The sequence below is a fragment of the Acidaminobacter hydrogenoformans DSM 2784 genome, from assembly GCF_900103005.1.
Classification (GTDB): domain Bacteria; phylum Bacillota; class Clostridia; order Peptostreptococcales; family Acidaminobacteraceae; genus Acidaminobacter; species Acidaminobacter hydrogenoformans.
Genome location: NZ_FMWL01000002.1, coordinates 231,302 through 257,468 on the forward strand (window position 1 = coordinate 231,302; position 26,167 = coordinate 257,468).

Consider the following 26,167-nt stretch of genomic DNA (forward strand, 5'->3'; position numbering starts at 1 on the left):
TCATATCATCCACTTTCCAATAAGTACTGTCGCCAGCGAAAAATAAATAGTGAGGCCAGTTATGTCAACAGTAGTGGATATAAATGGCGCAGACGCTACGGCCGGATCAACGCCCAGCTTCTTGAAGATCATAGGGACCAGCGTACCAATGGCCGCTGCGGTGACAATATTGGAAAACATGGCAATTCCAACGATCAGGCTGATAACGGTACTGCTGTTTGTCAGCATGGCCGCCAAACCGACTATCACGCTGCACACCAGACCCACTGCGAATCCCGTCGCCACTTCAAGGAAAAACGTCCTGACAGCTTCTTTTCCTTCAACATAGCCTACGGCAATACTTCTGACTGTAATGGTCGAAGACTGGGTACCAACATTCCCCCCCATGCCGGCCAAAAGCGGCATGAACATTGCGAGAGCAGCATTCGCATCCAGAGTTCCTTGATAACGTGCGACCACGCTTCCGGACAAAAGGCCACCAAAAATTGTGATAATCAGCCAAGGCAGCCGCGAACGAACAGATCTCACGACGCGAAGCCAGGAAGCGTCATCTTCCTCATAGATTTCCAAATCTGAGGAGCCCGCAAATTTATAAATATCCTCCGTCGCTTCTTCTTCAATGACGTCGAGAATGTCGTCAACGGTGATGATCCCTTTGAGCTTCTCCTCTTTGTCAACGACCGGCATAACCATAAAGTCGTATTTGGAGAAGAGCCTTGCGACTTCTTCCTGGTCCTCATCATCATAGACCGAAATGACGTTTTCATTCATGATTTCACTGATCTTTGTCTCTGGTGAAGCGACAATCAACTGCCGCAGAGAAATGACCCCAGTTAAGATCCCAGCTTCATCCGTCACAAAAACATAGTAAATGGTTTCCGCGCCTGGCGCGTTTTGCCTCAAATATTCAATGGCTATATCAATGGTCATTTCCGTCGTCAGTGTGACATAATCCTTTGTCATCCGACCGCCGGCAGAGTCTTCTTCATACTCAAGGAGAGTTTCGACTTCAGATGCCGTATCCTCGTCCATGTAGGAGAGGAGTTCCTCCTGCTTCTCCTCAGTTAAGCCTGAGAGCTTGTCGACAATATCATCCTGGGACATATTGTCTATGACTTTAGAGCGCTTCTCCTCATCCATGCCCTCGATCAATTCGGAGAACAGCTCCGAGCCTACTTCTTCCAAGACTTCAGAAGCCTCTTCAAAATCCAGAAGCTCAAAATACGTCTGTCTGAGCTCTTCACTTAGCTCTTCCATAATTTCTGCGCGGTCGGCATAATGCAGCTTTTCATCAAGTGCCCGGACTGCTTCATAAGCTCCAATCTCGAGCAGCTCTATCAACTGCTTTATCAGTTCTTCCTGTTCCAGCTCCTGCAGATTTGCCATAGGTCACCCCCGAGCAGATTATTCAGCCTTTCCTCAACGAGGCTGCTTTCAACCCCTGAGGATTATTCCTTGTATCCAAAATTCTTGAGCATAAGGTCGTTGTCCCGCCATCCTGGCCGTACTTTAACCCAGAGCTCCAAAAAGACCTTGGCACCCAACAGGCGCTCAATCTCTTCCCTGGCACTTTTGCCGACACCTTTGAGCTTCCTTCCACCCTTGCCTATGATGATCCCTTTGTGGCTTTCACGCTCACAGACAATCACCGCCCGGATGTCAAACATGTTGCTGTTCTCACGCTCTTTCATGGCCTCAATTTCGACCGCCACGCCATGGGGCACTTCCTGATCCAGATAGTGCAGCAGCTTTTCCCGAATGATCTCCGCTACAATAGCCCGCTCAGGCTGGTCAGTAATCATGTCTCCAGGGTAATACATAGGCCCTTCCGGTAAAAACCCTATGACTTTTTCGACCAGAGGGCCTATGTTCGCGCCCTGCAGCGCTGAGATGCTGATGATCTCTTTTATAAAATCATAGTCGCTGTAGAGCTTGGTAATGATTGCATATTGGTCCGGCATGATCTTATCTACCTTATTGATCGCCAAAATGACGGGCGTCTTGATGCCCTCGAGATGCTGGAGGATGAATTTATCCGCCGGTCCCAGGGACAAAGAGTCATCCACCACAAAAATGATGGCATCCACTTCCTTAAGGGTATCCAGGGCTGTTCGGATCATAAAGTCCCCAAGTTTATTTTTAGCTTTTGTCATCCCCGGCGTATCGACGAAGATAATCTGACTTTCTTTAGTGGTATAAATCGCCTGAATTCTGTTTCGAGTCGTCTGTGGCTTATCCGACATAATGGCGATTTTTTCTCCTGTAATCGCGTTGAGAAGTGTTGATTTTCCAACATTGGGCCTTCCAATGATGGATACAAAACCTGATTTGAATGGCAACTGTTTTCCTCCTGACTTAAATGTAAAATGATACAACGCAAAACGCGTTGGTCATAGGTTAAAGCTGAAATAGATCTGACGCGGTGAAGGAATGTGGCAGAAGCTCAGACAGTCTGTGAATCACCAAAGTCCCGTTTTGATCAAGCAGGACATCCATGTCGCCAAATTCCATTAGCATTTGTCTGCAAATACCGCATGGATAGGTTGGAACCTTTGCTTCACCCACCACAGCAATGGCTTTAAAGGCTCTGTGCCCCTCCGATACTGCTTTGAAAAGCGCTGTGCGTTCCGCACAATTTGTCGCCCCATAAGAAGCACTTTCAATATTACACCCGGTATAAACCTCATCCGTGTCCGTTAATAGGGCCGCACCCACTTTGAATTTCGAATAAGGTGTATAAGCATAACGCATGGCCTCATAGGCCTTATCTATCAAATTTTTGTAGGTGGTCTCCATAATTACGCCTCCTCATTCCAAACAGGCTCAAGCCACTGCGGGATAACTTGAATCCACGTCACCCCAGGCATCAATTCAATGGGTGTGCCGTCTTCCATTTTGTAAACCGTTTGCGCCCGTCTGTCCGCCTTCTCCCACTTGACAGGGATTCGCGTGCCCATACTGATCAGCCAGCCTTTTCCCGAGCCCACATCCTCCATAACCAGTCGGCCCTCATTATCAACGGTTTTAGCCCTAACCGTCTGAACAATCACATTCGCCGCCTGTATTGGCACATCATCAAGCTCATCCACGTGAATTTTTCCATTGACATAACGCTGATAGAGCCCTGAAGCTTCGTCGTACTTATACCCTGACGCGTAGCCGCTGCTGCCTTCACGGTAGACGAACCTTACAGAAGCCGCAGCCTCCCCTTCCAACTGGAGAGGCGCACTCGCGTAGACAGGGACCTCAAAGCTCGCCTCTGTTCTGTATTTTCGCCTGTTCGCGTCCCTTCTGATCGCCTCCAGGGTTGAGTACATGTTGTGCGGTATCTTTTTGTGACTTCGCCTCCAGAAGACATTTTTCCCCGCCGAAAGCCCGTCGACATCCGCTACCTTTAAATTGACCAGATCCGCAAAAGCCTGAGGCGAACCGCCGACATGGACATAGATCCCGTCATATTCCAGGGCCCTGTTGATGAAATAAGGCCTCGCGCTTCTTATGGGCCCTACCTCATAATCCTCTGTACCGGTGAACACCGCCATATAACGGGTAATGTTGCCCTCCGCCAGCATCTCATAGACAAAGAGCGCTTCCTTTAATCCCGACTGGGGTCTGGCCCCCGAATGGTTGTCCATCATGACAAAAATAGGTCGCTCCTCAAGCCAGCGCGCCGTCCATGCCTGGCTTTCCTCTGACTGCGGCGCAGGCTCTGGCTCAGGCTCTGGTTCAGGTTCCGGCAAAGGTACGGGCACCTCTTCCACGGCCGGTGCTTCTGCCGATGGTTCCGTAGCCGCCCCCTTCGCGGTACACCCCACCGCAGCAGCAGCCACCAAAATTACAAGAGTGAGGCACAAGGTCATTCTATTAAAGGTAAAGGTGCATTTATTCGCAGATGCGTCGTCGAAAAGACTGTGAGTCCCCGGCAGACCTTTAAGCCACCTCATCCTCACACCTCTCTGGTGACGCCAAGCTCTTCCAGGATTGATTCCTCCAGGGCCCGCATCTCTTTTTGCGCTTCATCAGTCTCATGGTCATACCCAAACAGGTGCAGCATACTGTGGGCCGTCAAAAAACACAATTCCCGTTCGAAGCTGTGATTGAATTCTTTTGCCTGTTCAATCGCCCTTTCTACACTGATGACAATGTCACCAAGATAAATGGGATCCGGCAGGTCCTCCATGTCCTTGATAGCGTCATATTGGGGGAAGGACAGTACATCTGTGGTTTTATCGATCCTTCTGTGTTCCAGATTGAGCTGATGAATTTCAGCGTCATCCACCAAAGTCAGGTCGACCTCACACTCGTAGTCCTCAAGATTTTCATACTCAAGGGCCATTTCTATGACCTCCGTCAATTTCGAAATCAGCGATTCCGGCACCGACCTGCGCTCCTGTCGATCCTGAAAATTGATATGCACCATCTCTAAGCCCTCCCTGATGAAATTTATCTGCGTCCTGTATTATGCCCGTCCTGCTTCTGACGGTTTTTTTTGGCTTTTGACTCCAGCTTGTCTTCCTGTTTTGCAATTTCTTTATACTGCTGACGCTTCTCAAATTTATCATATTCCTGAATGATACGACGTACAAGGGAATGCCGCACGACGTCACGATCTGTAAATTCTACCATAGAGATTTCTTCTACGGATCTGAGAACCTCAGCCGCATGAACCAGGCCGGATTTTTTTCCGAACGGCAAATCGATCTGAGTCACGTCTCCATTGACGACGACTTTTGAGCCAAAGCCAAAGCGCGTTAAAAACATTTTCATCTGCTCAATCGTAGTGTTCTGGGCTTCGTCGAGGATAATGAAGCTGTTGTCTAAAGTTCTGCCCCGCATATAGGCCAGAGGCGCGACCTCAATCAGCCCGCGCTCCTTATATTTCAAATAGGTTTCTGTCCCAAGGATATCATACAGCGCGTCATAGAGCGGCCGCAAGTAAGGATCCACCTTCATCTGAAGGTCCCCGGGCAGAAAGCCCAGACTCTCCCCCGCTTCAACCGCCGGCCGGGTAATCACAATCCTGGAAACCTCGTCGTTTTTGAAAGCCTTCACTGCCATGGCGACAGCCAGATAGGTCTTGCCGGTACCTGCTGGTCCTATGCCAAACGTCACGTCATACTTTTGGATAGCCTTAACATATTTCTGCTGTCCCAGCGTCTTGGGCTTAACAAATTTCCCTTTGGAGGTCACTACAAGGATCGCGTCTGAAAGCCCTGGGAGCTTGTCGCCCTCACCTTCCCTGAACATGGTTATAAAATAATCGAGCTTCTGCGCATCCAGGACCTCACCCGCTTTAATAGCCCCCATCAGAACCTCAATCAATTTTTCAACGACATGTACGGTCTGATCCTCTCCAATGATAATGATCTCGCCGTCTCTGGAAGCAAGCTTAACCTTAAACGCATTTTCAATGCGCATTAAATTTTCGTCCAGGTTACCAAATAATTTATATAAGATTTCCAAATTATCTACAGTGATTCTTCGTTCGTGCGTCTCCAATCGATTGATCCACCCTTTCTGATGCGTTAATCCGTTCTATTACTGATTTTATCACAATCCGCTGTATTAGACTTCAAAAGCACTGAAAAATCCAAATCAAAAATAAAAAAAAGACCGCTGAATCAGCGGCCTCTCAATTACTGGTTTAAATGTTCCTTGACGAGTGTGGCAACCAGCTTCCCGTCTGCCAACCCTTTTGTCTTGGGTGTCATGATTCCCATGACTTTACCCATGTCTTTTGGAGTAGAAGCGCCTGTTTCAGCGATCGCCTCCAAAATCATAGTTTTGATTTGCTCCTCTGTAAGCTGTTCCGGAAGGTAGGCTTCTAAGATATGGATCTCGGCCAATGCCTCGTCTACCAGATCTTGACGGCCGCCTTTTGAAAATTCTTCAATGGCCGCCCGTTTCTGCTTGATTTGCTTGGCTACGATTTCCACAATATCTTGATCCTGAAGTTCTATGCGCTGATCGACCTCAACCTGTTTAACAGCGGCGCGCAGCATTGTGACGGTCGTCTTTTTAAGGACGTCCTTCTCCTGCATGGCAGCCTTGAGGTCTTGCATCAACAAATCTTTCAAACTCATTCCACTCACCCCTGTACCCAAGGAGAGCGACTAGAAAGATTTGCTCTTGCTCTTTCTTCTCGCAGCCTCGGACTTCTTCTTGCGTTGTACGCTTGGCTTTTCGTAATGTTTCCTTTTTTTGACTTCCGCAAGGACGCCAGCTTTTGACGTCTCTTTTTTAAAACGTCTAAGTGCACTATCTATTGATTCGGTAGCTCCAACTTTAACTCCTGCCACAGCTATTCCCTCCCCCCGTGTCAAACTTGCATTCTGGTGACAGCACCGCTGTCGTTACAGAGGAATAATAACAGAATACTAAAATATTATACATTAGGGGTATTCAAAAAGCAACTGTATTTCGTACTTGAGCGCGCAAATTGGCGCTAAAGGTTTGAAATCAGCTTATTTCATTTTGTTTTCACAGTCGCGCCATCCAGTATTGAAGGTTTAAGAAGGGCCAAGGCCCTTTGCTTCAACCTGGAGGCCAATCCAAATAACGCCCGCCGAGGAGATGAAAATGGAGATGATCTACAGTTTGTCCCCCATCCTTCCCACAGTTGTTAACGACTCTGTATCCATTTTCCGAGACGCCAAGTTCTGCTGCGACTTGGGCGGCCACCTTGAAAACGTGGGCGATCAGATCAGCATCCTCCGGCCCGACTTCATTGAGTGACTTCAAGTGTTTTTTTGGCACAATCAATACGTGAACCGGTGCGACGGGCGAAATGTCATGAAAAACGACCAGCTTTTGATCTTCAAACGCTTTGTTGGATGGAATTTCCCCATTCACTATTTTACAGAACAAACAATCCTTCATACTAAGCCTCCTCGATAAGCGTGCCTTTAAAGCCATGCTCTGTCAATGCTTCGAGCCTGACCTTCGCAATTTTTCCAATACAGCCCGGGCCTGCCTCAACCTTGACTCTCAAATAATCCGGCGTCAGGCCTTCGATTTCTTTTATACCCAGCTCCGGGACACCTTCAAACAACACTTCTTTGATACTGCCGAGCCACTTTTCGTTGTAAGCTGACTCCAGCACGTTCTGGAGCGCAATCAACCGCTCACTGCGGTCGTGGCGAACAGAAGGCTCCACTTGGTCCTTCATGGCGGCGGCAGGCGTTCCTGTCTTGGCGGAATACTGGAAGACGTGAATTTTCGCAAAGCCCACCTTAGCAGCCAGCGTCATGGTTTCCTCGAACATATCCTCCGTCTCTCCTGGGAATCCCACTATGATGTCCGTGGTTAAAGAAGGCCTGTCAAAATGCCGGTTCAGCCGGTCCACCACCTCCAGAAACTCCGCGGCTGTGTATTTTCGATTCATGCGCTTGAGGATCCGGTCAGACCCACTCTGCAGGGACAGGTGAAAATGGGGGCATATGGACTTTAGCTGGCTCAGCCGCTCGACAAAGGCTTGAGTCATCAGCATGGGCTCTATGGAGCCAAGCCTCAGCCGTTTCACCCCCGGAATGGCGTCCACCCGCTCAATGACATCGATCAGGCTAAGCGCCTCTGCCTCGGGTGGACTGTTCTCCAGCTCTTTCCCATAAGAAGCAATATGAATCCCCGTCAGGACAAACTCACGGAAGCCGTGTCCAACCAACCGCGCCACCTCGGATTCTATATGGTCGATTTTCCGACTTCTGATCCGCCCTCTGGCATAAGGAATAATGCAATAGCTGCAGTACTGGTTGCAGCCCTCTTGAATCTTGATAAAAGCCCTGGTGCGGTCGCCGTGTTCGTCAATCTGAAGCTCTTCAAACTCAGCGACTTCCATGATATCCCCCACAGCGCTGACCTTATCCCAAGGGCCCAAATCCTCTACATAATCTACAATTTTCATCCGCTCGTTGGTCCCCAGCACTAAATTGACGCCCTCTATCCCCATGACTTCGGCTGAGGCAACTTGAGCATAGCAGCCCACAACGGCGATCACCGCCATGGGATTTTGCCGCCGCGCACGTCTGGCAATGGACCGGGATTTCCGGTCTCCCAAGTTCGTGACGGTGCAGGTATTGATGACATAAACATCTGCCGGCGCGTTTTCCTGAACGATTTCATACCCCTTGTCCCTGAAAAGCTTTGCCATGGCGTCTGACTCATATTGGTTGACTTTGCACCCCAAGGTTGAAAAAGCTACTGTTCTTGACACCTTTCTATCTTCCTCCCATATCTCCAAGCGCGTATTGAATGATGCTGATCAGCGCAAGACCGGCTGTCTCTGTCCTAAGGATCCTGGGACCGAGGCCGATGGTCTTAAAACCAAGCACTTCAAGATACGCCACTTCCTTCTCCGTCAAGCCACCTTCCGGCCCTATCACTATAGCAACTTTTCTGAAGGGGCCTGACAGCTGCGCTGAAAGCGGCTCAAGGGCCGCCCCTTCATAGGCCAGCAGTTTAAGGCTCTCTGGATCCAGCTCAGCTTCAACAGCCTTCAGCTTGATGGGCTCAGTAACCACTGGGGTCACGGCCCTTTTTGACTGCTTTGCCGCCTCATGGGCGATCCGCTGCCAGCGCTCCGTTTTTTTTGCCGCGTCTTTAGCATCTTTTATTTTAGCGACCGAACGGTCGCATTCAACAGGCACGATCCGAACCGCACCCAGCTCGACTGCCTTTTGGATGATGAGCTCAAGCTTATCCTGCTTTGGAAGCCCCTGAAAAAGCGTTATTTGTACGGGAGATTCTCTCGTGATTTCCACTTTTTCAAGACACAGTACATCTATGAAACTGTCCTGAGTTTGGCCTGCATGCGCAGCCTTTATCTGCGCAATGAACTCCTGGCCGTCAGCATCTGTCAGCTCTATCCGGTCGCCTTCAGTCAGCCTGAGGACTCTGAGAGCGTGATGGACTTCTTCCTGGGACACAATTCTGACTTGGCTTGGGCACGCCACAATTTTTTGTTCTATAAAAATTCTATGCATGGTCTGCGGCCCGCACCATCAGCGCGCGCCATTCTCCTCTCTCACGGACTTCAAGGATTTCGAATCCGCCGTCATTCATGGCTTCAAGAACCATGGGCAATTTCTTGTCGAGGATGCCAGAGCTGATCCAGACCGCGCCAGGACGCAGATAGGCCTTCATGCTGCCTGCAAGGTGCGCCACGACATCTGCAATGATGTTGGTGACGACGAAGTCCGCTGGTGAACTGACGACCTGCATCAGATCCCCTTCGTACACTTGAACCACCTCTGTGACCTGATTGGCTTCAATATTTTCCCGGGTCACAGCCACTGCCGCCGGATCAATGTCCGCAGCAACGACTTCCCCCGCGCCAAGTTTAGCCGCAGCAATGGCCAGAATACCGCTGCCGCAGCCTATGTCGTAAACCTTGTCCCCAGGCTCCACATTTTCCTCCAGAAACTCAGCACACATCGTCGTGGTTTCATGTGTCCCGGAGCCAAAAGCGCCGCCCGGATCCAGTTCTATGACCAGATCGAGGGGTTCCTGCTCAAAACTTTCCCAGGAAGGCTTAATGATCAGGTGTCTACCAATCCGGACAGGATGATAATATTTTTTCCATTCGTTCGCCCAGTCTGATTCGCGGATCTCTTTAATCTCAACCTCCGCGAGTCCGGGATCGAGGCCAAAGCTTTTTAGTCCTTCTACCTGCGCCCGAATTACCGGTACAAGGGCTTCGGGCGCGTCTGATTCAACATATGCCTTGACCAGGGCGCCTTCAAATTCAAATTTGATTTCGCTCTTGTCAAAGTAATCCCAATCACCTTCATACCCTTCATTGAAAATAGGGTCATTGGGATCCTCAACGACAATGCCCTGAGCGTCAAGCTCATACAATATATTTGTGACAGCGTCAACGGCAATTGACGTCGTCTTAACCTTTACCTCAAACCATTTCATGGTTTCTCCTCCAATACTTGGTCAGTCCTGCAGCATAGCGCCTCAACTTTGCAATGGGGCACCCCTCGAAATTATATCATATCTCAAGGTATAAAACACAGCAAAGCAGACCTGAGCGCGGGCCCTTTTCCACAGGGGCAGCGCACAAATCTGCTTTTAGCTGAATAGCCTCTATCAGTTGTTGAAGGCGTCCTTGACCTTCTCAAAAAACTTCTTTTCGCCTTTGGACTGATCCGGCTTTTCTGCGCCAACTTTTTCTCCCATGGCCTCAGAGTAAGCTTTAAGCGCTTCTTTTTGCTTTTCGCTCAGCTTTGTCGGAATCTTGACGATCACACGGACGTACTGATCACCCCGGCCATAGCCATTGAGCACAGGTACGCCCTTGCCTTTGAGCCGGAAGGTCTTGCCGCTTGGTGTCCCCTCCGGAATTTTATAGGACACTTTGCCGTCGAGGGTTGGCACAATGACTTCGTCGCCAAGCACTGCCTGGGCATAAGAAATTTCTATGTCGCAGAAGATATCATTGCCATCCCGTTTGAAAATCTCGTGACCGAGCACTTTGAGAACGACATAGACGTCCCCCCTTGGTCCGCCTTTGGACCCAAGGTCCCCTTCATCTCTGAGGGTCATCTGATTGCCGGTTGAAACACCTGCTGGTATTTTGATGTCTATCGTGCGCTTCTTTTTGACCTTGCCCTTGCCCTTGCAGGTATGGCATGGTTTCTCTATGGTCTTGCCAGTTCCGCCGCAGGCTTGACATGGACGCACAGAAATAGTTTCCCCAAACAGGCTTCGCTGGGCGTATTTCACTTCACCGCTGCCGCCGCACTGGGAACAGGTATTGACTTTCGAGCCTTCTTCAGCGCCAGTCCCACCGCAGGTATGACAATCTTCCGTACGGTAAAACTCAATCTTCTTCTCGACACCAAACGCCGCTTCAACGAACGTCAAAGTCAAGTCGACTCTCAGATCCGCGCCTTTTGCCGGACCGGATCTGCGGCCGCTGGAGCGGAAGCCGCCAAAGCCGCCTCCGAACATCTCATTGAGGATGTCCTCAAAACCGCCAAAGTCACCAAAGCCGCCTGCGCCGCCATAACCGCCTGAGTTTTGATTGACGCCGGCATGCCCGAACTGATCATAAAGATTGCGTTTTTCTGTATCACTGAGGACTTCATAAGCCTCGTTGATTTCTTTGAATTTAGCTTCAGCTTCTTTATCATCCGGGTTTTTGTCGGGATGGTACTTCATCGCCAGCTTTCGAAACGCTTTTTTGATCTCATCCTCAGAGGCACCCCTGGCGACGCCTAGAACCTCATAATAATCCCTTTTATCCAAAATCCCTACCGCCTTTCTTTCGTTGGATGGAGAAGACGCCTATGCAGATTGTCTTCTATGCGCTAGGCGTCTTGAGAGTCCGTTAATCCACGACTTCGTAATCGGCGTCAACGACAGTGTCGTCTCCGGATGGATGGGATGTCGAGTCACTTGCACCGGCGTTAGCCTGAGCTTCTGCTGAAGCTTTTTCGTACATTTTTTGAGCGATTGGATGGAACGCGTTGGTCAGTGCTTCAACAGCCGCTTTGATGGCGTCTGCGTCGTTACCTTCCAGCGATTTCTTGGCAGCTTCAATTTTTTCCTTGAGGTCTTCTTTTTCAGCCTCTGTCGCGCCATCGCCAATTTCGCCGAGGGCCTTCTCAGATTCATAGATCAGGTTGTCCGCGTTGTTTCTGACTTCCGCGAGCTCTTTGATCTTGAGGTCCTCTTCAGCAAACATCTCTGCTTCTCTGACTTTCTTCTCAATTTCTTCGTCCGTCAGGTTCGTCGTCGCTGTAATGGTGATGTGCTGAGTTTTACCTGTGCCGAGATCCTTTGCGCCAACGTGGACAATGCCATTGGCATCAATATCAAAGGTAACCTCAACTTGAGGAACGCCGCGGCGCGCTGGCGGAATGCCATCCAGCTGGAAGCGGCCAAGGGTCGTGTTGTCCTTGGACATTGGACGCTCGCCCTGGAGCACGTGAATGTCAACGGCCGTCTGATTGTCCGCTGCCGTTGAGAAGATTTGGCTCTTCTTGGTAGGGATCGTTGTATTTCTCTCGATCAGCTTTGTAAAGACGCCGCCGAGGGTCTCAATGCCAAGTGAAAGCGGCGTTACGTCAAGGAGCAGGACGTCGTGCACTTCACCGGAGAGAACACCGGCCTGGATCGCAGCGCCGAGGGCGACACATTCATCCGGGTTGATGCCTTTGTGAGGCTCTTTATTGGTATACTTCTTGACGACAGCCTGAACTGCTGGAATTCTCGTCGATCCGCCTACGAGGATGACCTGATCCAGGTCTCCTGCCTGAAGGTTTGAGTCCGCGAGCGCCTTCTTGAGTGGATCAATGGTCATGTTTACAAGCTTCTCAGTCAATTGATCGAATTTGGCTCGGGTCAGGTCCATATTGAGATGGAGAGGGCCATCCGCCGTAGCCGTAATGAACGGGAGATTGATGTTGGTCGTTTGAACGGAGGAAAGCTCTTTTTTGGCTTTTTCCGCAGCTTCTTTCAGACGTTGGTGCGCCATTCTGTCTTTTCGGAGGTCAATGCCGTTTTCTTTCTTGAAGCTTTCAGCCAGGAAATCGACGACGATTTCATCAAAATCGTCACCGCCAAGGTGATTGTTGCCGTTGGTCGCGAGAACTTCGAAAACGCCGTCGCCAATTTCGAGGATGGAGACGTCAAAGGTACCGCCGCCAAGGTCGAAAACGAGGATTTTTTGCTGTTTTTCAGTCTTGTCGAGGCCATAAGAAAGGGACGCCGCCGTTGGCTCATTGATGATCCGCTTGACATCAAGACCGGCAATTCTGCCAGCGTCTTTTGTCGCCTGGCGCTGAGCGTCAGAGAAATATGCCGGAACAGTGATGACAGCTTCTGTGACTTTCTCTCCAAGGTAAGCCTCAGCGTCTGCTTTGAGCTTCTGGAGAATCATAGCGGAGATATCCTGAGGTGTGTAGTTTTTGCCATCAATTTCGACATGGAAGTCTCTGCCCATATTTCTCTTGATGGAAGCTATGGTTCTATCTGGGTTGGTAATTGCCTGACGCTTTGCGGTTTCGCCGACCAATCTCTCTCCGCTCTTTGAAAACGCCACGACCGAAGGTGTCGTTCTGTTACCTTCCGCGTTAGGGATGACAACTGGCTCTCCGCCTTCGAGAACAGAGACGCAGGAATTGGTGGTGCCAAGGTCAATACCGATTACTTTTGCCATTGTAATTTCCTCCTATAATTAAATAATCATTTGTCACTTAAGTCCGTGCTGTCCTTACTTGGGCGTTGCTGAAGGATTATCATTTTTTATTGATGTCTATCCGTGCGCCGAAACCTTTACCATGCTATGACGAACGACTTTTTGATGCAGCGTGTAGCCCTTTTGAAATTCATCCAAAACCGTGTCAGGCGCGACGCCCTCCGCGGCTTCGGTCATAACAGCGTGGTGCAGCTCAGGGTCGAAAGTTTGTCCCACAGCTTCTATTGGGGAGACACCGTAATCTTTCAGAAGGTCACTGAGACTTTTTCTAATCATTTCAATGCCGCTGACGAGGTTTTTATTCTCTTCGCAGTCATAGTCCACTGTACTGAGCGCTCTGTCGAAATTGTCCAGCACCTTCAGAAGGTCCACGACCAGCTTTTCGTTGCCAAACTTGATCAGTTCTTGCTTTTCCTTTTCGACGCGCCTTCTGTAGTTTTGATATTCGGCTGTCAAGCGAAGAAACGCGTCGCTTTTTGCGGCGATTTCATCCGTCAGACGTTTGAGTTCTTTGTCAGTGGCGAGTTTTTCTTCGTCCACCGGCGAAGCGGTCTCTTCGGCTTTGATGTTGTTCTCAAAACCATCGGCCACCGTATTGCTTTGGTTCGTGTCTGCTGCCTCAGGCCTGTTTTGCGTGGAGTCCTGTGTAGGCTCTGCAGCTTCATGTTCCTTATGTGTTTGTTTTTTCAACCTTTACACCTGCCTGTCTTATAAATGGATGCCAGAGAAGAGCTCCGACAAAGTTTCTTTGATGTAGTTCACCATGGTCATGGCGTGGCCATAATCCATGCGCGTAGGTCCAAGGAGCGCTATTTTCCCAACCGCTTCGTTGTTGACACGGTAGGGCGTCGTAATGACACTGCAGCTCGCAAATGATTCAAGTCCAATTTCTGAGCCAATCTTGACCGTAATGCCTTCGAGCTCTATAGTCCCAATCAGCTGCTCGATAATTTTGTGCTGCTCGAGGGCTTCTGAAAGGGCCTTGGCTTTTTGACGCTCGTCAAAGTCCTGCATGGCGTAAATCTTGTCCTTGCCTTCAATCACGTATTCCATTCTGTCAAATTCCCTGAAGGTCTCCCTGATAATAGGCAGGAGGTACTCCAGCACACGGCGGTACTCAGGGAATTCTACCATAAGCGCGCCCATTTTCCTGATTTCGATCTCTTCAATGTGGCGTTGGTGGAAACGCTGACGAATGAGATCCGAAAGGGTATCCAATACGCTCTGCTCGACATCTACGAAATCAATGGGAATGGACTTGAAAACGCCTGAATCCGCCACCAGAATCATAAGCACCTTTGAGTGTATGATTTTGACCAGCCTGAAGTTTGAGAGCCGGCTTTTCTTGAACTGCGGCAAAGAGATTACAGAGACCATGCCGGTCAGTTGGCTGAGCAGCTGCGCGGCTTGCCGCACTACGTCCTCAACCTCGATCAGGTTGCCATGGAGAAGGCCTTTGATGAGGTCGATCTGATCCTTGTCAATGGGACCGTCCGTCAACAGCCGGTCGACGTAAAGCCTGTACCCTTCTTCAGAGGGAATGCGACCGGCAGAAGTATGGGGCTGCAGGAGATAACCCAGCTCCTCGAGGTCCGCCATTTCATTTCGGATAGTTGCGGAGCTGATGCCCACTGGAAATTTTTTCGCAATGGTTCTTGAACCCACAGGCTGAGCGGTATCGATAAAATCATCGATAATGAGCTTTAATATTCTCAGCTTTCGATCGTTGATTTGCATGGCTTCACATCCTTGTTGTTAGCACTCATGTTGATTGAGTGCTAACTCGATCAAATTTAGAATACCACCGCTCTCCTTTGCTGTCAAGAGTTTCTACAGAAAAAACCAGTGACATCCCGGACTTGGCTGGTTACTTTTCATAGCATTGCATGAGCTCCGTCAACTTTATGAACTTCATGACGGCTTTCTTAAAAGAGTTCCACTATGACGGCATTGGCAAAGTCCATACCTTCCTCTGTCAGCTTGAGGTGATTTTCCTCAATCACGATCCAGCCTTGCCGGATCAGCTTATTAACCGCGCCTGTCTTTTCTTCCAGCAGTACTTTTCCATAGCGGCTCTCGTAAATGCTTAGGGGAATCCCGTCGGAGAGCCTTAACCGCAGCATCAGCCATTCTTTTTCATCCTCCTGAGCGGTTATGGTTTCCCTGGAGATCACAGGCAGCTGCTTTTCATTGAGCCGCGAGAAATAGGCATCAAGATCAGAGGTGTTTTCATAGCGCTCGCCATTCAGGTAGCCATGGGCAGAGAGGCCAAGGGCTGCATAAGAACCGCAGTTCCAGTAATTGAGATTGTGACGGCAGGCTTTTCCCGGTTTCGCGTAGTTTGAGATTTCGTAGTGTTCATAACCCTGCGCGCCCAAAACCGCCCGTATGCGGTGGTCCATTTCGCGCTCAAGCGCTTCGTCCGGAAGGTTAAGCTGGCCCCGGCGTTCCATGAGGTCAAAGGGTGTGCCTTCTTCTATCTTGAGACCATAGGCTGATACATGCTCCGGTTTAAAATGGTTGACCCAGGACAGGACGTCCTCTATGGCTGAAAGGGTCTGTCCCGGGAGGCCTGTCATTAAATCCAGGTTGAGGTTGTCAAAACCCGCGCGCCTAAGCGCCTCAAAGGCCTTTTCAACATGTTCAGGCCCGTGAATGCGGCCTATTGTTTTCAGGAGTCCGGCGTCCATGCTCTGAACGCCCATACTGAACCGGTTGACCCCAATGGTTTTCAGGGTCTGAGCCAGGTACGGCGACACAGACTCGGGATTGCCTTCAACGCTCCATTCTGTCAGCGCTGAGAGGTCAAAGGTCTGGTTGAACAATTTGGCGAGCCTGTACCATGCCTTTTCTTCGAGGAGTGTTGGCGTTCCACCTCCAATAAAGAGGGTCTCAGGCTTCAGCTTCCCATAGTGCTGCATCAGCAGCGTCGCTTCGATCTCCAGAGCGTCCAGATAATCCTCTGCCCGGCTCAAATCCGGCATGGAGCAAAAATCACAGTAGTAGCATTTGCTCTTGCAGAACGGGATGTGTACGTATAATCCAAGACCCATTACTTTTCCTCCATTTTTTTGGTTGGGCCCAGTCCCCTACCAAAGCTCTGCTGTTTGGTGGGGGACTGGGCCCAACCAAACAGTCTGTCCCGCGTGGTCTGTCCCTGTCCCCCACCACCAACCACCACAAAAAAGCAGCTTCGCCCCGTTACAATAAGGAGCGAAGCCGCTGCTTGCGAAATTTTTGAGCGTCCCCGTTCACAGGCTTACGGAACGGATTACTTGTTGTCGTCGTACTTGAGCACCTCGAGGAACGCCTGCTGCGGCACTTCAACCGAACCGAGCTGTCGCATTTTCTTCTTGCCCTCTTTTTGCTTTTCAAGCAGCTTTTTCTTACGGGAGATGTCGCCGCCATAGCACTTGGCAAGCACGTCTTTGCGAAGGGCGCTGATGGTCTCCCTGGCAATGATATTGCCGCCAATAGAGGCTTGAATAGGCACCGCGAACTGGTGACGCGGGATGACTTCCTTCAGCTTTTCACAGATTACCCTGCCCCTTGATACGGCCTTCGTCGAGTGAACGATCATTGAAAACGCGTCAATAAGGTCCTTGTTCAGCAGCACGTCGAGCTTGACAAGATCTGATTCACGGTACTCCTTAAATTCATAGTCCAGAGAACCGTAGCCGCGGGTTTTCGACTTGAGCGCGTCAAAGAAATCATAGATGACTTCATTCAATGGAAGCTCATAATGGAGCCTGACACGCTTTGCATCCAGATAGTCCATGGAGAGCATGACCCCTCTTCGGTTCTGACAGAGCTCCATGATATTTCCAACATAATCCGTAGGGCAGAAAATATGGGCATCCACTATAGGCTCTTCCATGGTCAGGATAGACTGGCGCTCAGGGAGATTTGTAGGGTTCTGAACCATAATGACTTCGCCGTCCGTTTTCGTCACCCTGTAGATAACACTTGGGGACGTGGCGATCAAATCGAGATCAAACTCGCGCTCGAGTCTCTGCTGGATAATCTCGAGGTGCAGCAAGCCCAAAAATCCGCAGCGGAAGCCAAAGCCCAGCGCAACGGAGGTTTCAGGCTCAAAGGTCAGCGCCGCGTCATTCAGCTGAAGCTTTTCAAGGGCATCCCTGATGACGTCATAGCTTTCCCCTTCCGCCGGATAGATCCCGCAATAAACCATAGGCTGCGCCTTTTTGTAGCCCGGAAGTGGCTCAGCCGCCGGCCGGTCCGCGTCTGTTATAGTGTCGCCGACTCTGCAGTCTTTAACGTTTTTGATGCTGGCGGTAATATAACCGACATCTCCAGCCTTAAGAACCTCTACAGGCGTTGCCGATGGTATAAAGATCCCCACCTCGGCGACTTCGAAAACTTTCTTCGCGGCCATCATCATGATCTTGGTACCTTTCCTGACCTGGCCCTCTTTTATTCGGACCATAGCGACAGCGCCGCGATAGGAATCATAATAAGAGTCAAAGATCAGCGCTTTAAGAGGCCCATTTTCATCTCCGCTCGGCGCCGGCACTTTCTTCACTACGGCTTCCAGCACGTCTTCGATATTCAGGCCATCCTTGGCTGAGATCAAAGGCGCGTCTTCCGCGAGGATGCCTATGACTTCCTCAATTTCATGCTTGATCTCATCCGGCCTTGCGCTTGGCAGATCAATTTTATTGAGTACCGGAACGATTTCAAGGCCCTGGACATCCGCCAAGTGAACGTTGGCCAAGGTCTGGGCCTCGACGCCCTGTGACGCGTCCACCACCAGCACAGCGCCCTCACAGGCTGCCAGGCTTCTGGAAACCTCATAAGTAAAGTCCACGTGACCCGGGGTATCTATCAGGTTGAGGATGTATTCATCCCCATCTTTGGCTTTATAGACGAGGCGCGTGGTCTGAAGCTTGATGGTGATGCCCCGCTCCCGCTCAAGGTCCATGGTATCCAGGATTTGTTCCTTCATTTCACGCTGCGTCAAAAGTCCGGTGGACTGGATCAAGCGATCCGCCAAAGTCGACTTTCCATGGTCAATATGCGCGATGATGCTGAAGTTCCTTATTTTATCCTGTCGATTCAACGGTTTCGACATTAAAGTATTCCTCCCAATCATTGCAGTTCAGAGTAATTTTCTACTCTAAAATCTTAACAATTATAACACAGCCGCAAAACCTTAACAACGTTTATGTAGAAGGTTCAATTAATTACCTTCTAATTATCGTTGCATTTTGTATTTCGTCGTGATAGAATACTTTTGTTGAAGATCTAAGTGGGAGGTGAAAGTAAATGGCAAATATCAAATCTGCCGAGAAAAGAATTTCAGTCATCAAAAAGAAGACGCTTTTAAACAAGTCTCGCAAATCTGCTCTCAAAACTGCAGAAAAGCGTTTCCTCGAGGCAATCGCAGCTGGTAACAAAGCGCTCGCTCAGGAAAAATTGACTTTCGTTGAGAAAAAGCTTTCGCAGGCAGCCGGCAAAGGTACTATTCATAAGAACGCGGCTTCCAGAAAGATTTCCCGTCTCAATAAGCGTCTCAAAGACATGATCGCTGAATAAACTTTCTTAAACGCCGTCACGTTCCCCAAGAAAGTGTTCACTTTCAAATAAGTTGAGCCGTTGAGAAATCAACTTGACAAATAAGCGTATGATCCCTTTGGGTGTCATACGCTTTTTTATTTAAAAGGAAATTGGTTGGTGACTGTCCCCAACCAATTTTTTGTGTGTTTATAATGGATTTCAAGCTTTGTAAGTGCCTTCACCCTGTCCATTACCGCGTAAGGTTAAGTGGTCTGAGCGGGCGCCTGACAGATATGGCTGTCAGCAGAGTATCCAGTGAAATCCAGGCGTTTGCCCTGCCTGACTTGATCCAGTGATCCAGTCGGGCCGCCTCAATAATGTAATCATTTAACAACGTGGTATCGATCGATCTGGCTTGCTTCGCAAGCAGCTTGGCACGGTAACTGTGTATGGACAGGCGCTTGGCTATGTCCGCGTCACTGTACCCCGTATCTGACATCAGCCGCACGAGATGGAGCTGCGTCAGGGCTTTATATAAGGTGCCGAGAAGCAGGACTTCGGATTCACCTTCAGCACGGAGAAATTCGACCATAGCCAGAGCCTTTGGCAAGTCTTGGGCCACCGCAGCATCCACTAATTTAAAGCTGCTGGCCTCGAGATTCTGCGGGACGACTTTGAGGATCTCCGCCTTGGTCAGAGGCCCCTTTCCCGAACATAGAGAGATCAGCACTTCAAGATGCTTGTCTATTTCCTGAAGGGAAACCTCTGCGCGGTAATCGAGGTAAGCCAGTCGGTCCACCAGAAATTGGCGCGTCCTGTCATCAGATTCAATGCCGCTCCTTTTCAGGCGCTGGGCAATCCACTTGTTAAATTCAGCCGCATCCAGGCGGTCAAAGGATACGACTCGGCCGCTTTTTCCAAGTCGTTCACTCCATTTCAAGCGGTTATCCGGCTTAGGCCCACAGATAAAAATTGCCACAGTAGAGAGGGGCGGATTCTCAAAGCATGCCTTTAACGCAGCTTCTCCAGCTGGACTGAAGGCTGCCTTCTTGGCAAAGAACCCGGCATTTTTGAAAACGATCAATCTGCGCTCTGATAAAAAAGGCAGCGTCTCCATTTTTTCCACCATAGCTTCAGCACTGAGCTGCTCAGTGTTTTCAACCTGATAGTTGAAGGGCTCTGTGGCTTCTTCAATCAGGGCTTTTTTCGCATGGGCAAGCATACTGTCCATCAAAAAAGTTTCAGGCCCCCAGAAAAGATATAGCGGCTTTAGGGCATTGCTTTTGAAATCGTCATAAAACTCTTTATAGGCCAAAGATAACCACTCCAGTTCCATAAAAATATTACACGGGCCATGATTCCGCAGACACCAGACAGTCCCTGTCCCGGCCATGAAATTACTCTGTCATACGTTTTAAATAGACCGCAGTTCCATCAGTTTTGATCTCCACACAACCGCTTTCATCCGTGCGAAAAGTCAAAAATCCGCTGCGCTCAAGTGTTTCAAGTGTCTTAGCTCCAGGATGACCAAAGCTGTTTCGTCCCACTGAGATCACAGCGAGGCCTGGATTCAGAGCGGCAATGAAGGCTTCGTCACTGGAAGTCTTCGAGCCGTGATGGGCGACCTTCAGGATGGTTTTCAAGTCGGGAATCCCGTCTATTATAGCATACTCCTGCCGCGCTGTGATATCACCGGTGAAGAGAAACGCAATCTCTCCGGAGACAAAAAGAAGGACTATGGAAGCTTGGTTGGGATCTGTCGCTCGATTATGGGCAAAAGGACTGAGTACCTGGAGACGGCTATTTTTGAGTTGAATCTGATCGCCGGCACTTGCTGCAAGAAGCTCAGTGCCCACACTTTGGGCTAAAGGGATCAGACTGCCATAGGCTTCAGGGGAAACAGCGGCGGAAATGACAAGTGCGCCCACCCTCAGGCGCTTCAGAACCGCCTCCGCGCCGCCTGTGTGGTCCAGGTGGGGATGTGTCAGTACCATCAGATCGAGACGCGAGACACCTGTTTTGAGCAGCAGCTGATCCATTTCGCGAAACGTGCGTCCATCTCCAGTGTCAATGAGGATATTCTCGCCGCCGCGGGTCTGAAGCAAAGCCGCGTCCCCCTGACCCACATCAAAATATCTCACCCGGTCCATGGGCTGCAGCCAAGCTTCAACGGGCAGAGAAAAAACAATCACCGTGAGGAGCAAAGCTGCAGCTGTAAGCTGAAGCCGTCCAGCTTCAAAGACCTGGGCTCGCTGGCGCCTCAGGGCAAAAAGTCCAAGAGCCCCTGCAGTTCCACCTGCGGTAAAAAGCCCCGGCGTTGCCACGACCATAGATGGTTGCTGGACCGCGTTCTCAGCAAAGCGAACCGTCACCTCAATCAGCTGTAAGATCTGGGAAGAGCACCACCCGGTCAGCGCCGGAATACCAGGCAGCGGCGACGTTAAAACAGTGATAAACGCCAGAGGGAGCGCTATGCCAGTGAGAAAAACCACGGGAAGATTGACCAGGATGGAAATCAGCGTCAATGTATTGAAGTGCACTGCCGCGGGCAGTGCCGCAGCAGCCAGAACAGACAGGCTGAGCGCCGGTCCATGGAGAAGTTTCAAGCCCCGGCGCCCCTCCTCATTATTATAGGCTGGACTTGGTTTAATCAATGCAGGCAGAATGGCAGCAATGCCATAAACCGCCGCCATGGACATTTGATAACCCACGTCAAACAGTAGGACTGGCCTGAAAGCAAGAAGCCCCGCCCCCACCAGCCCAAGGACATTCAGACGGTCATAGGGCCTGCCCGAAGCTTGAAGGGCCACCGCCAAAATCAGCATCCCTGCAGCGCGCATAGCTGAGCTTTTCAACCCCACTAATCCAAGAAACGACAGCACCATCACCAGCAGACAGATTTTTTTGATCTTATAGGGCAGCTTTAAACGGTCTAAGGCGATCTCCACACCTGAAAACAAAATTCCAAAATGCAGACCGGACACTGCAAGGATGTGAGCCGTACCCGTCTGTCTGTAGACGGCCAGGAGCTCCGGATCCAGGTCCGCGGTGTCGCCCAGGATCATGGCTGCCGCCAGCTGCCCAGCGTCCTCCCCCATTCCTGCCAATAGCCGCTTCAAAATTTCCTGCCGGACTTGTTCTCTGAGGAAGATTCTCCAGTGACCCCCACGATCCAAACGCTCAACTCGGTCGATCGTGCCCTGAAACCCAATCCCTCTCGAATCCAAATATTGTCTGTAATTAAACATCCCTGGATTCCTGGGCAGGGCTGCCGATTGAAGGCTTAAGGTCATCTTGTAATACCGCCCCACTTCAAGATGCACTTCAGGTTTGATAACAGCCCTGAAGGTCTCAGGCAAGCCTATGTCTTCCCCGTCATGGACGGATACGCAGTAGATCAGTTTTTCCTCACTCAAAGCACTGTAGCGGTCCACATAACCTACGGCTGTCACGACCACTGGGTTTTCTGTCCTGAAAGCTTGTTCCTGCCTGGTCATGAGCCAAGAGCCTGCCCAGAAAGATATCAAAACCAGAAAAAGCGCTGTCCCGCGGGACGCGGCCGGCTCTCGCCTCCCCAAAGCTTCGCTCAGGCCCGTCCAGGGCTCCGTCATTACCCATGAAATGCCCACAGCTATACTCAGAGCCAACCACAACACTATGCGGTCTGCAGCTGCCATTATTCCAAAAGCAAGGCCTACCCAGAGATTGAGCGCTGGTCGCCGCACAGGCATTTCCCCTTCGTGTTTTGATTGGTTCAGGGCTGAAGCGTCAATGTGGATAGCACAACCTCTGTATAGCTATTATTGCATTTAATGTAATTATATGTCAATTTTATAATGTGTCATAAAACAAAAAATAAAAAAAGAAAGGGCGCGCTGAATAAAAGCGTCCCTTCCTTCCACTTGCTGTTCAATTAAGTACAAACTATCAAATTTACTTTCTGTCTCGATCCGCAAACGAATCCAGCTCATTTGGATTCATCCGCTTCAGTAAATTGGCCTTCTTAAACGCGATCAAGAGCGGATAACCCACAATTCCCCCGCCTATAGCTTGGGTAAGGTTGTAAGGCACGCCTGCTACCGCTTGGGCAAAGCCATACAACACGATTTCGTAGGCTAAATAGCCTGCGATCATGGCGACCCCGCCGGCAATGAAAGCTACAATATAAGCCCCCGTAAGACGCGCCATTGTCTGCCCGTTGTGGTAAAACGCTTTGAAAATCCAACCGGCGAGAAACGCGTCCAGCGCCTTGATGACCAGTGTCGCTGGCGCGTAAATGGTATAGCCTGTGAGAAAATCAGCGATCATGGATCCAATCCCCGCAGCAAAAGCCCCATAAAACGGTCCAAGGACAATCCCGCTAATATAGACCAGGCTGTCACCTATATGAATATAGCCTTTTGGTATTGGAATCTGGATCATGGTTGTTCCAATCGCCACAAGCGCAGCCAAAAGTCCAATCAGGACCACAGTCTTTGTCGTAAGTTTTTTCAAGGTGTCGTTCCTCCCTCTGTCTAACTGCTGGATAACCTCTGCAGTGGATTATACACTGATCCCTGCGGCGCATCAACACCAATTACAGCGAATTGTATCGCAACACTATAGCGCAGCAGCTTGCAAAGGAGGTTAAAAAACCTGCAGAAGGCATCACTGACCCATACACTTTCGCTTACGGCTTATGGACTTCAGGCAGCTGCGTCTCTTTCTCCGCCAACTGAACCGCCTGACCCTTTCCATCCAGCTTGATAAAATACTCGTGCCTGTGATTTCTCTGAAGCGCCCCATCCACAATGAGCCCGTTATTGACAAGCATATTCAATTGGGTGCGGTGGGCCAGAATTGCCTTTGCCTTTTGCGCCGCCACCCGCTCAATCTCTATGATCGTGGTAATTTCTTCAATTGGGCTGCCCATAAGTTTACCGTTTTTCAACCGGCCTGCACGGTTATCCACCGTAGCCAGATAAACCGCCTGAGGCTCATAATTGAGCCTGCCTTCTTTCAGAAGCTTCATCACCCACTGGTGAATGGTTTTATGGTCCGGATGGTGAGAGATGCCATTGACTTCAAAGGTATAGATCAGCTCCGGCTGAAGGGCATTCAGGCGCTCAGACAGCTTGGCGACTGCTTCAGCCTCGTCTTGATTCACCAGAGTGGCATCTAAATAATCCAGGAACTGAACTTCTTTAACGCCTAAAATCTCTGCGGCCTTCAGCAGCTCTTGCTCTCTTACCGGACCAAGATCCTCTTTTTTGACATACTCTCTGTCGTAGGCCGTGCTGGCCTCCCCTTTAGTGGCGCAAATCAGGTGGGTCTCCCAGCCCATTTCCGCAAGTTGAATCAAAGTTCCACCTATAATGATCGCCTCATCATCCGGATGCGCAAAAATGCCAACGGCTCTATTCATAAGGTTACCTCCATTTTGTATTGTTTTCTATCAGTTATGACGTTGTCCGTCACTTGTTTTTACTGGCGACAAACGTCTCTATAGTCTTAATTGTGGCCTCTGACAGCCTCAGCCCTTCACAGGCAAGGTCGTTCGCCTTACGCCTGATCACTTCGTCGCAAAGCTCCCCATAGCGGCTGTAATGATCCACCGCCATAGCTTTCAGAGGATCATACCAGTGCGCGGCCGACTTATAATCCGGCAGCGGCATCTGGCGAAGCGGTGTCGCGTACAGCTCAAGGACGTCACCCTTTCTTTTCCCCCTGACACTGAGCCAGAAAGCATAGAGATCAGTCGAAAGAAGGAGCGCTGTTGCTATGAGATCTTCACGGCTTAGCGTCAGTGTCCCTGAAGCCTTGACTTCGTTTGTAATCATTAACGCTGCAGCTTCTGAAACGCCTTCCCAAAACGTCATTTGTCCAACCGTCTCTCTGCTGGAATCTCCGCAAGGCTCAAACGTTTCGCTGTATTCCTTTGGCGTCAGGTAATACAGGTCCGCACTGCCATAATAAGGCTGATCAGTATAGGCAAACGCATTATTGAGCGCCCGGTGGGGAACTACAATTTTCGGTCCTTCAAACATGGCTTCCGTCCTTGGCCACTGCAGCGCATACCAGGGTCTGACCCCATTCTTAACTTCCCTGCGCCTTGAAAGCTTTTCCCTGAACCGGCTCAAATGCCTGAAAGCCCCCGGGAACCGCGTCTCAAATTCTTGGATTTCCCCTGGTATATAAAGGAGTTGGAAGCGTGCTTCCACGTCGACTTTACCGCGCTTGACCTGACTGTTCTTGTAAAATGGTACCAAGAGTGAGGTTTCAAGCGCAAGTCGCTCAGCCTCTTCCGGCGTTAAGACAAAAACGCCCACCTCCGGGGCCCTGTCATAGCCGCTGACTATGCCTTGGCGAACCTCAAAGCACTCTCCGAAAGTTCGATTACAGGACGCTTCTATTTCCTCAATTGCCATGGGCTCACCTGGATGAAGGGAAAAATAAAAATTTCCGAACCGGCTTACAATCTGACCAGGTGTTAAGGTCAAAATATCACCAGCCTGCCGCCAGCGCTCTGAAGCCTGTAAAGCTTTTGGCTTTGCTGGAACCTCTACATAACGGCAATTTTCTTTGGTTCCCCGTCTGTAATGAAAAATGACGTTGTCCTGACCCGCAGCATCCTTGAAAAGGGATCCGCCTCCAAAACGAGCCATATCCGTGAAGCTGCCCTGGCTTGACATGGCCTTCCTGAGGCCGGCCCCGCCGTCCGCAGTAAAAAAATAACCCGTGGTGATCAGCCCCATGACGCCACCCTCAGCGAGAAGGGCAATGCCAAGGTGAATAAAGTAATAGAAAAAATCCATATTCTTTTCGTAATGGGCTGCGCCAAAGGGATAGCTTTTCGCCTCGTCAAAAAGGGCCTTATGATTTTTCTCGCCTATATACGGCGGATTGCCCACGACCAGGTCATAGCCGCCACCAGCCAGGACGTCAGCTGCCGGGTGGCTTTGAAACAACCTGTCCGTATCCAGCACATTCCCTGTATAGCTGCTCAGAGCGTCCGGCGGCAGCTCAAAGTAAGCTGACATCCTATCTTTGTATTGGGCGACAGGCTCAGGCTGCAGGTCAAAGAGATGTGTCCGGATTGCAGCTTCGGTCAGGAGTCCGTGATCCATGTCGAGTGTCACGAGCAGCTGCTCAAGAAAACTGAGCCACGCCACGGCAAAGACGCCGTCACCCCCCGCCGGGTCGACCACGTGCCACTTCACCATGCGCTTTAACCATTGACTGGCAGTCTCCGGGCTTGATTCCGGCTGATCGAAGAGGCGCTGTACCTCATCAGGCTTTACCTTTGCCACATAAGACAGCCTGCGAACGGCCGCGGTTTTTACAGTCTCGTAAGCCACGTCAAAGGGTGTGTAGAAGCTGCCGGTCTGGTCCCGGTGCTGCTGGTGCATCTCCCTGTCGAGGCCGCCCCAGGCTTCATAGCAGGCTTTCAGCGTTCTTTCCAAG

General features: G+C 50.3%; 24 protein-coding genes. 1 reads left to right on the top strand and 23 read right to left on the bottom strand.

Annotated features, from left to right (window positions below):
• The 18 genes from mgtE to lepA form a co-directional block, all read right to left on the bottom strand.
• Positions 1-1,386, bottom strand: a complete 1,386-nt coding sequence (mgtE, locus tag BLP63_RS02960) for a magnesium transporter (protein WP_092589391.1) — start codon at positions 1,384-1,386, stop codon at positions 1-3.
• Positions 1,387-1,448: 62 nt separating this feature from the next.
• Entirely contained in the window at positions 1,449-2,339 is an 891-nt protein-coding gene (gene era, locus BLP63_RS02965; RefSeq protein WP_092589392.1) for a GTPase Era, read from the bottom strand.
• Between the two features lie 58 nt (positions 2,340-2,397).
• Complete coding sequence (locus BLP63_RS02970) at positions 2,398-2,796, bottom strand: cytidine deaminase (RefSeq protein WP_092589393.1); 399 nt, start codon at positions 2,794-2,796, stop codon at positions 2,398-2,400.
• Positions 2,797-2,798: 2 nt separating this feature from the next.
• On the bottom strand, positions 2,799-3,944 hold the full coding sequence (locus tag BLP63_RS02975) for a DUF3048 domain-containing protein (protein WP_092589394.1): 1,146 nt from the start codon (positions 3,942-3,944) through the stop codon (positions 2,799-2,801).
• A 2-nt stretch (positions 3,945-3,946) separates the two neighbouring features.
• Positions 3,947-4,420: an rRNA maturation RNase YbeY gene (gene ybeY, locus BLP63_RS02980; protein ID WP_092589395.1), complete on the bottom strand. Its 474-nt coding sequence runs from the start codon at positions 4,418-4,420 to the stop codon at positions 3,947-3,949.
• Positions 4,421-4,443: 23 nt separating this feature from the next.
• Positions 4,444-5,499, bottom strand: a complete 1,056-nt coding sequence (locus tag BLP63_RS02985; protein WP_242870766.1) for a PhoH family protein — start codon at positions 5,497-5,499, stop codon at positions 4,444-4,446.
• A gap of 137 nt (positions 5,500-5,636) precedes the next feature.
• Complete coding sequence (locus BLP63_RS02990; protein WP_092589396.1) at positions 5,637-6,083, bottom strand: GatB/YqeY domain-containing protein; 447 nt, start codon at positions 6,081-6,083, stop codon at positions 5,637-5,639.
• 30 nt (positions 6,084-6,113) lie between these two features.
• The gene (rpsU, locus tag BLP63_RS02995; RefSeq protein ID WP_092589397.1) at positions 6,114-6,299 is read right to left on the bottom strand and encodes a 30S ribosomal protein S21; all 186 of its coding nucleotides are present in this window, start codon (positions 6,297-6,299) and stop codon (positions 6,114-6,116) included.
• 235 nt (positions 6,300-6,534) lie between these two features.
• A complete protein-coding gene (locus BLP63_RS03000; protein WP_092589398.1) occupies positions 6,535-6,879 on the bottom strand; it encodes a histidine triad nucleotide-binding protein in 345 nt (114 codons plus the stop codon).
• A 1-nt stretch (position 6,880) separates the two neighbouring features.
• On the bottom strand, positions 6,881-8,212 hold the full coding sequence (mtaB, locus tag BLP63_RS03005; protein ID WP_092589399.1) for a tRNA (N(6)-L-threonylcarbamoyladenosine(37)-C(2))-methylthiotransferase MtaB: 1,332 nt from the start codon (positions 8,210-8,212) through the stop codon (positions 6,881-6,883).
• Positions 8,213-8,216: 4 nt separating this feature from the next.
• The gene (locus tag BLP63_RS03010) at positions 8,217-8,981 is read right to left on the bottom strand and encodes a 16S rRNA (uracil(1498)-N(3))-methyltransferase (protein ID WP_092589400.1); all 765 of its coding nucleotides are present in this window, start codon (positions 8,979-8,981) and stop codon (positions 8,217-8,219) included.
• The gene (gene prmA / locus BLP63_RS03015) at positions 8,974-9,918 is read right to left on the bottom strand and encodes a 50S ribosomal protein L11 methyltransferase (protein WP_092589401.1); all 945 of its coding nucleotides are present in this window, start codon (positions 9,916-9,918) and stop codon (positions 8,974-8,976) included. Before prmA ends, BLP63_RS03010 begins: the two co-directional genes overlap by 8 nt.
• A 174-nt stretch (positions 9,919-10,092) precedes the next feature.
• On the bottom strand, positions 10,093-11,256 hold the full coding sequence (gene dnaJ / locus BLP63_RS03020; RefSeq protein ID WP_408605855.1) for a molecular chaperone DnaJ: 1,164 nt from the start codon (positions 11,254-11,256) through the stop codon (positions 10,093-10,095).
• A 79-nt stretch (positions 11,257-11,335) separates the two neighbouring features.
• Positions 11,336-13,168, bottom strand: coding sequence for a molecular chaperone DnaK (gene dnaK, locus BLP63_RS03025; RefSeq protein ID WP_092589403.1), 1,833 nt, complete (start codon positions 13,166-13,168; stop codon positions 11,336-11,338).
• A 96-nt stretch (positions 13,169-13,264) separates the two neighbouring features.
• Positions 13,265-13,897 (bottom strand): nucleotide exchange factor GrpE, encoded by a 633-nt coding sequence (gene grpE, locus BLP63_RS03030; RefSeq protein ID WP_092589404.1) that lies wholly within the window; start codon positions 13,895-13,897, stop codon positions 13,265-13,267.
• 18 nt (positions 13,898-13,915) lie between these two features.
• The gene (gene hrcA, locus BLP63_RS03035; RefSeq protein ID WP_092589405.1) at positions 13,916-14,944 is read right to left on the bottom strand and encodes a heat-inducible transcriptional repressor HrcA; all 1,029 of its coding nucleotides are present in this window, start codon (positions 14,942-14,944) and stop codon (positions 13,916-13,918) included.
• A gap of 188 nt (positions 14,945-15,132) precedes the next feature.
• Positions 15,133-16,260 carry a radical SAM family heme chaperone HemW gene (hemW, locus tag BLP63_RS03040; RefSeq protein ID WP_092589406.1) on the bottom strand — a complete coding sequence of 376 codons (1,128 nt, stop codon included), beginning with the start codon at positions 16,258-16,260 and terminating at the stop codon, positions 15,133-15,135.
• Between the two features lie 218 nt (positions 16,261-16,478).
• Positions 16,479-18,299: a translation elongation factor 4 gene (gene lepA, locus BLP63_RS03045; RefSeq protein WP_092589407.1), complete on the bottom strand. Its 1,821-nt coding sequence runs from the start codon at positions 18,297-18,299 to the stop codon at positions 16,479-16,481.
• Positions 18,300-18,493: 194 nt separating this feature from the next.
• On the opposite strand from lepA, the gene rpsT reads away from it, so the two are divergent.
• Entirely contained in the window at positions 18,494-18,763 is a 270-nt protein-coding gene (gene rpsT, locus BLP63_RS03050; RefSeq protein ID WP_092589408.1) for a 30S ribosomal protein S20, read from the top strand.
• 211 nt (positions 18,764-18,974) lie between these two features.
• Here the strand turns inward: rpsT and holA are convergent, their stop codons facing one another.
• The 5 genes from holA to BLP63_RS03075 form a co-directional block, all read right to left on the bottom strand.
• Entirely contained in the window at positions 18,975-20,039 is a 1,065-nt protein-coding gene (holA, locus tag BLP63_RS03055; protein ID WP_170829253.1) for a DNA polymerase III subunit delta, read from the bottom strand.
• 82 nt (positions 20,040-20,121) lie between these two features.
• Positions 20,122-22,449, bottom strand: a complete 2,328-nt coding sequence (locus tag BLP63_RS03060; RefSeq protein WP_170829254.1) for a DNA internalization-related competence protein ComEC/Rec2 — start codon at positions 22,447-22,449, stop codon at positions 20,122-20,124.
• A 208-nt stretch (positions 22,450-22,657) separates the two neighbouring features.
• Positions 22,658-23,218: an ECF transporter S component gene (locus BLP63_RS03065; RefSeq protein WP_170829255.1), complete on the bottom strand. Its 561-nt coding sequence runs from the start codon at positions 23,216-23,218 to the stop codon at positions 22,658-22,660.
• Between the two features lie 175 nt (positions 23,219-23,393).
• Positions 23,394-24,128, bottom strand: a complete 735-nt coding sequence (locus tag BLP63_RS03070) for a PIG-L deacetylase family protein (RefSeq protein WP_092589412.1) — start codon at positions 24,126-24,128, stop codon at positions 23,394-23,396.
• Between the two features lie 49 nt (positions 24,129-24,177).
• A complete protein-coding gene (locus BLP63_RS03075; protein ID WP_092589413.1) occupies positions 24,178-26,166 on the bottom strand; it encodes an Eco57I restriction-modification methylase domain-containing protein in 1,989 nt (662 codons plus the stop codon).
• Position 26,167: the final 1 nt, after the last annotated feature.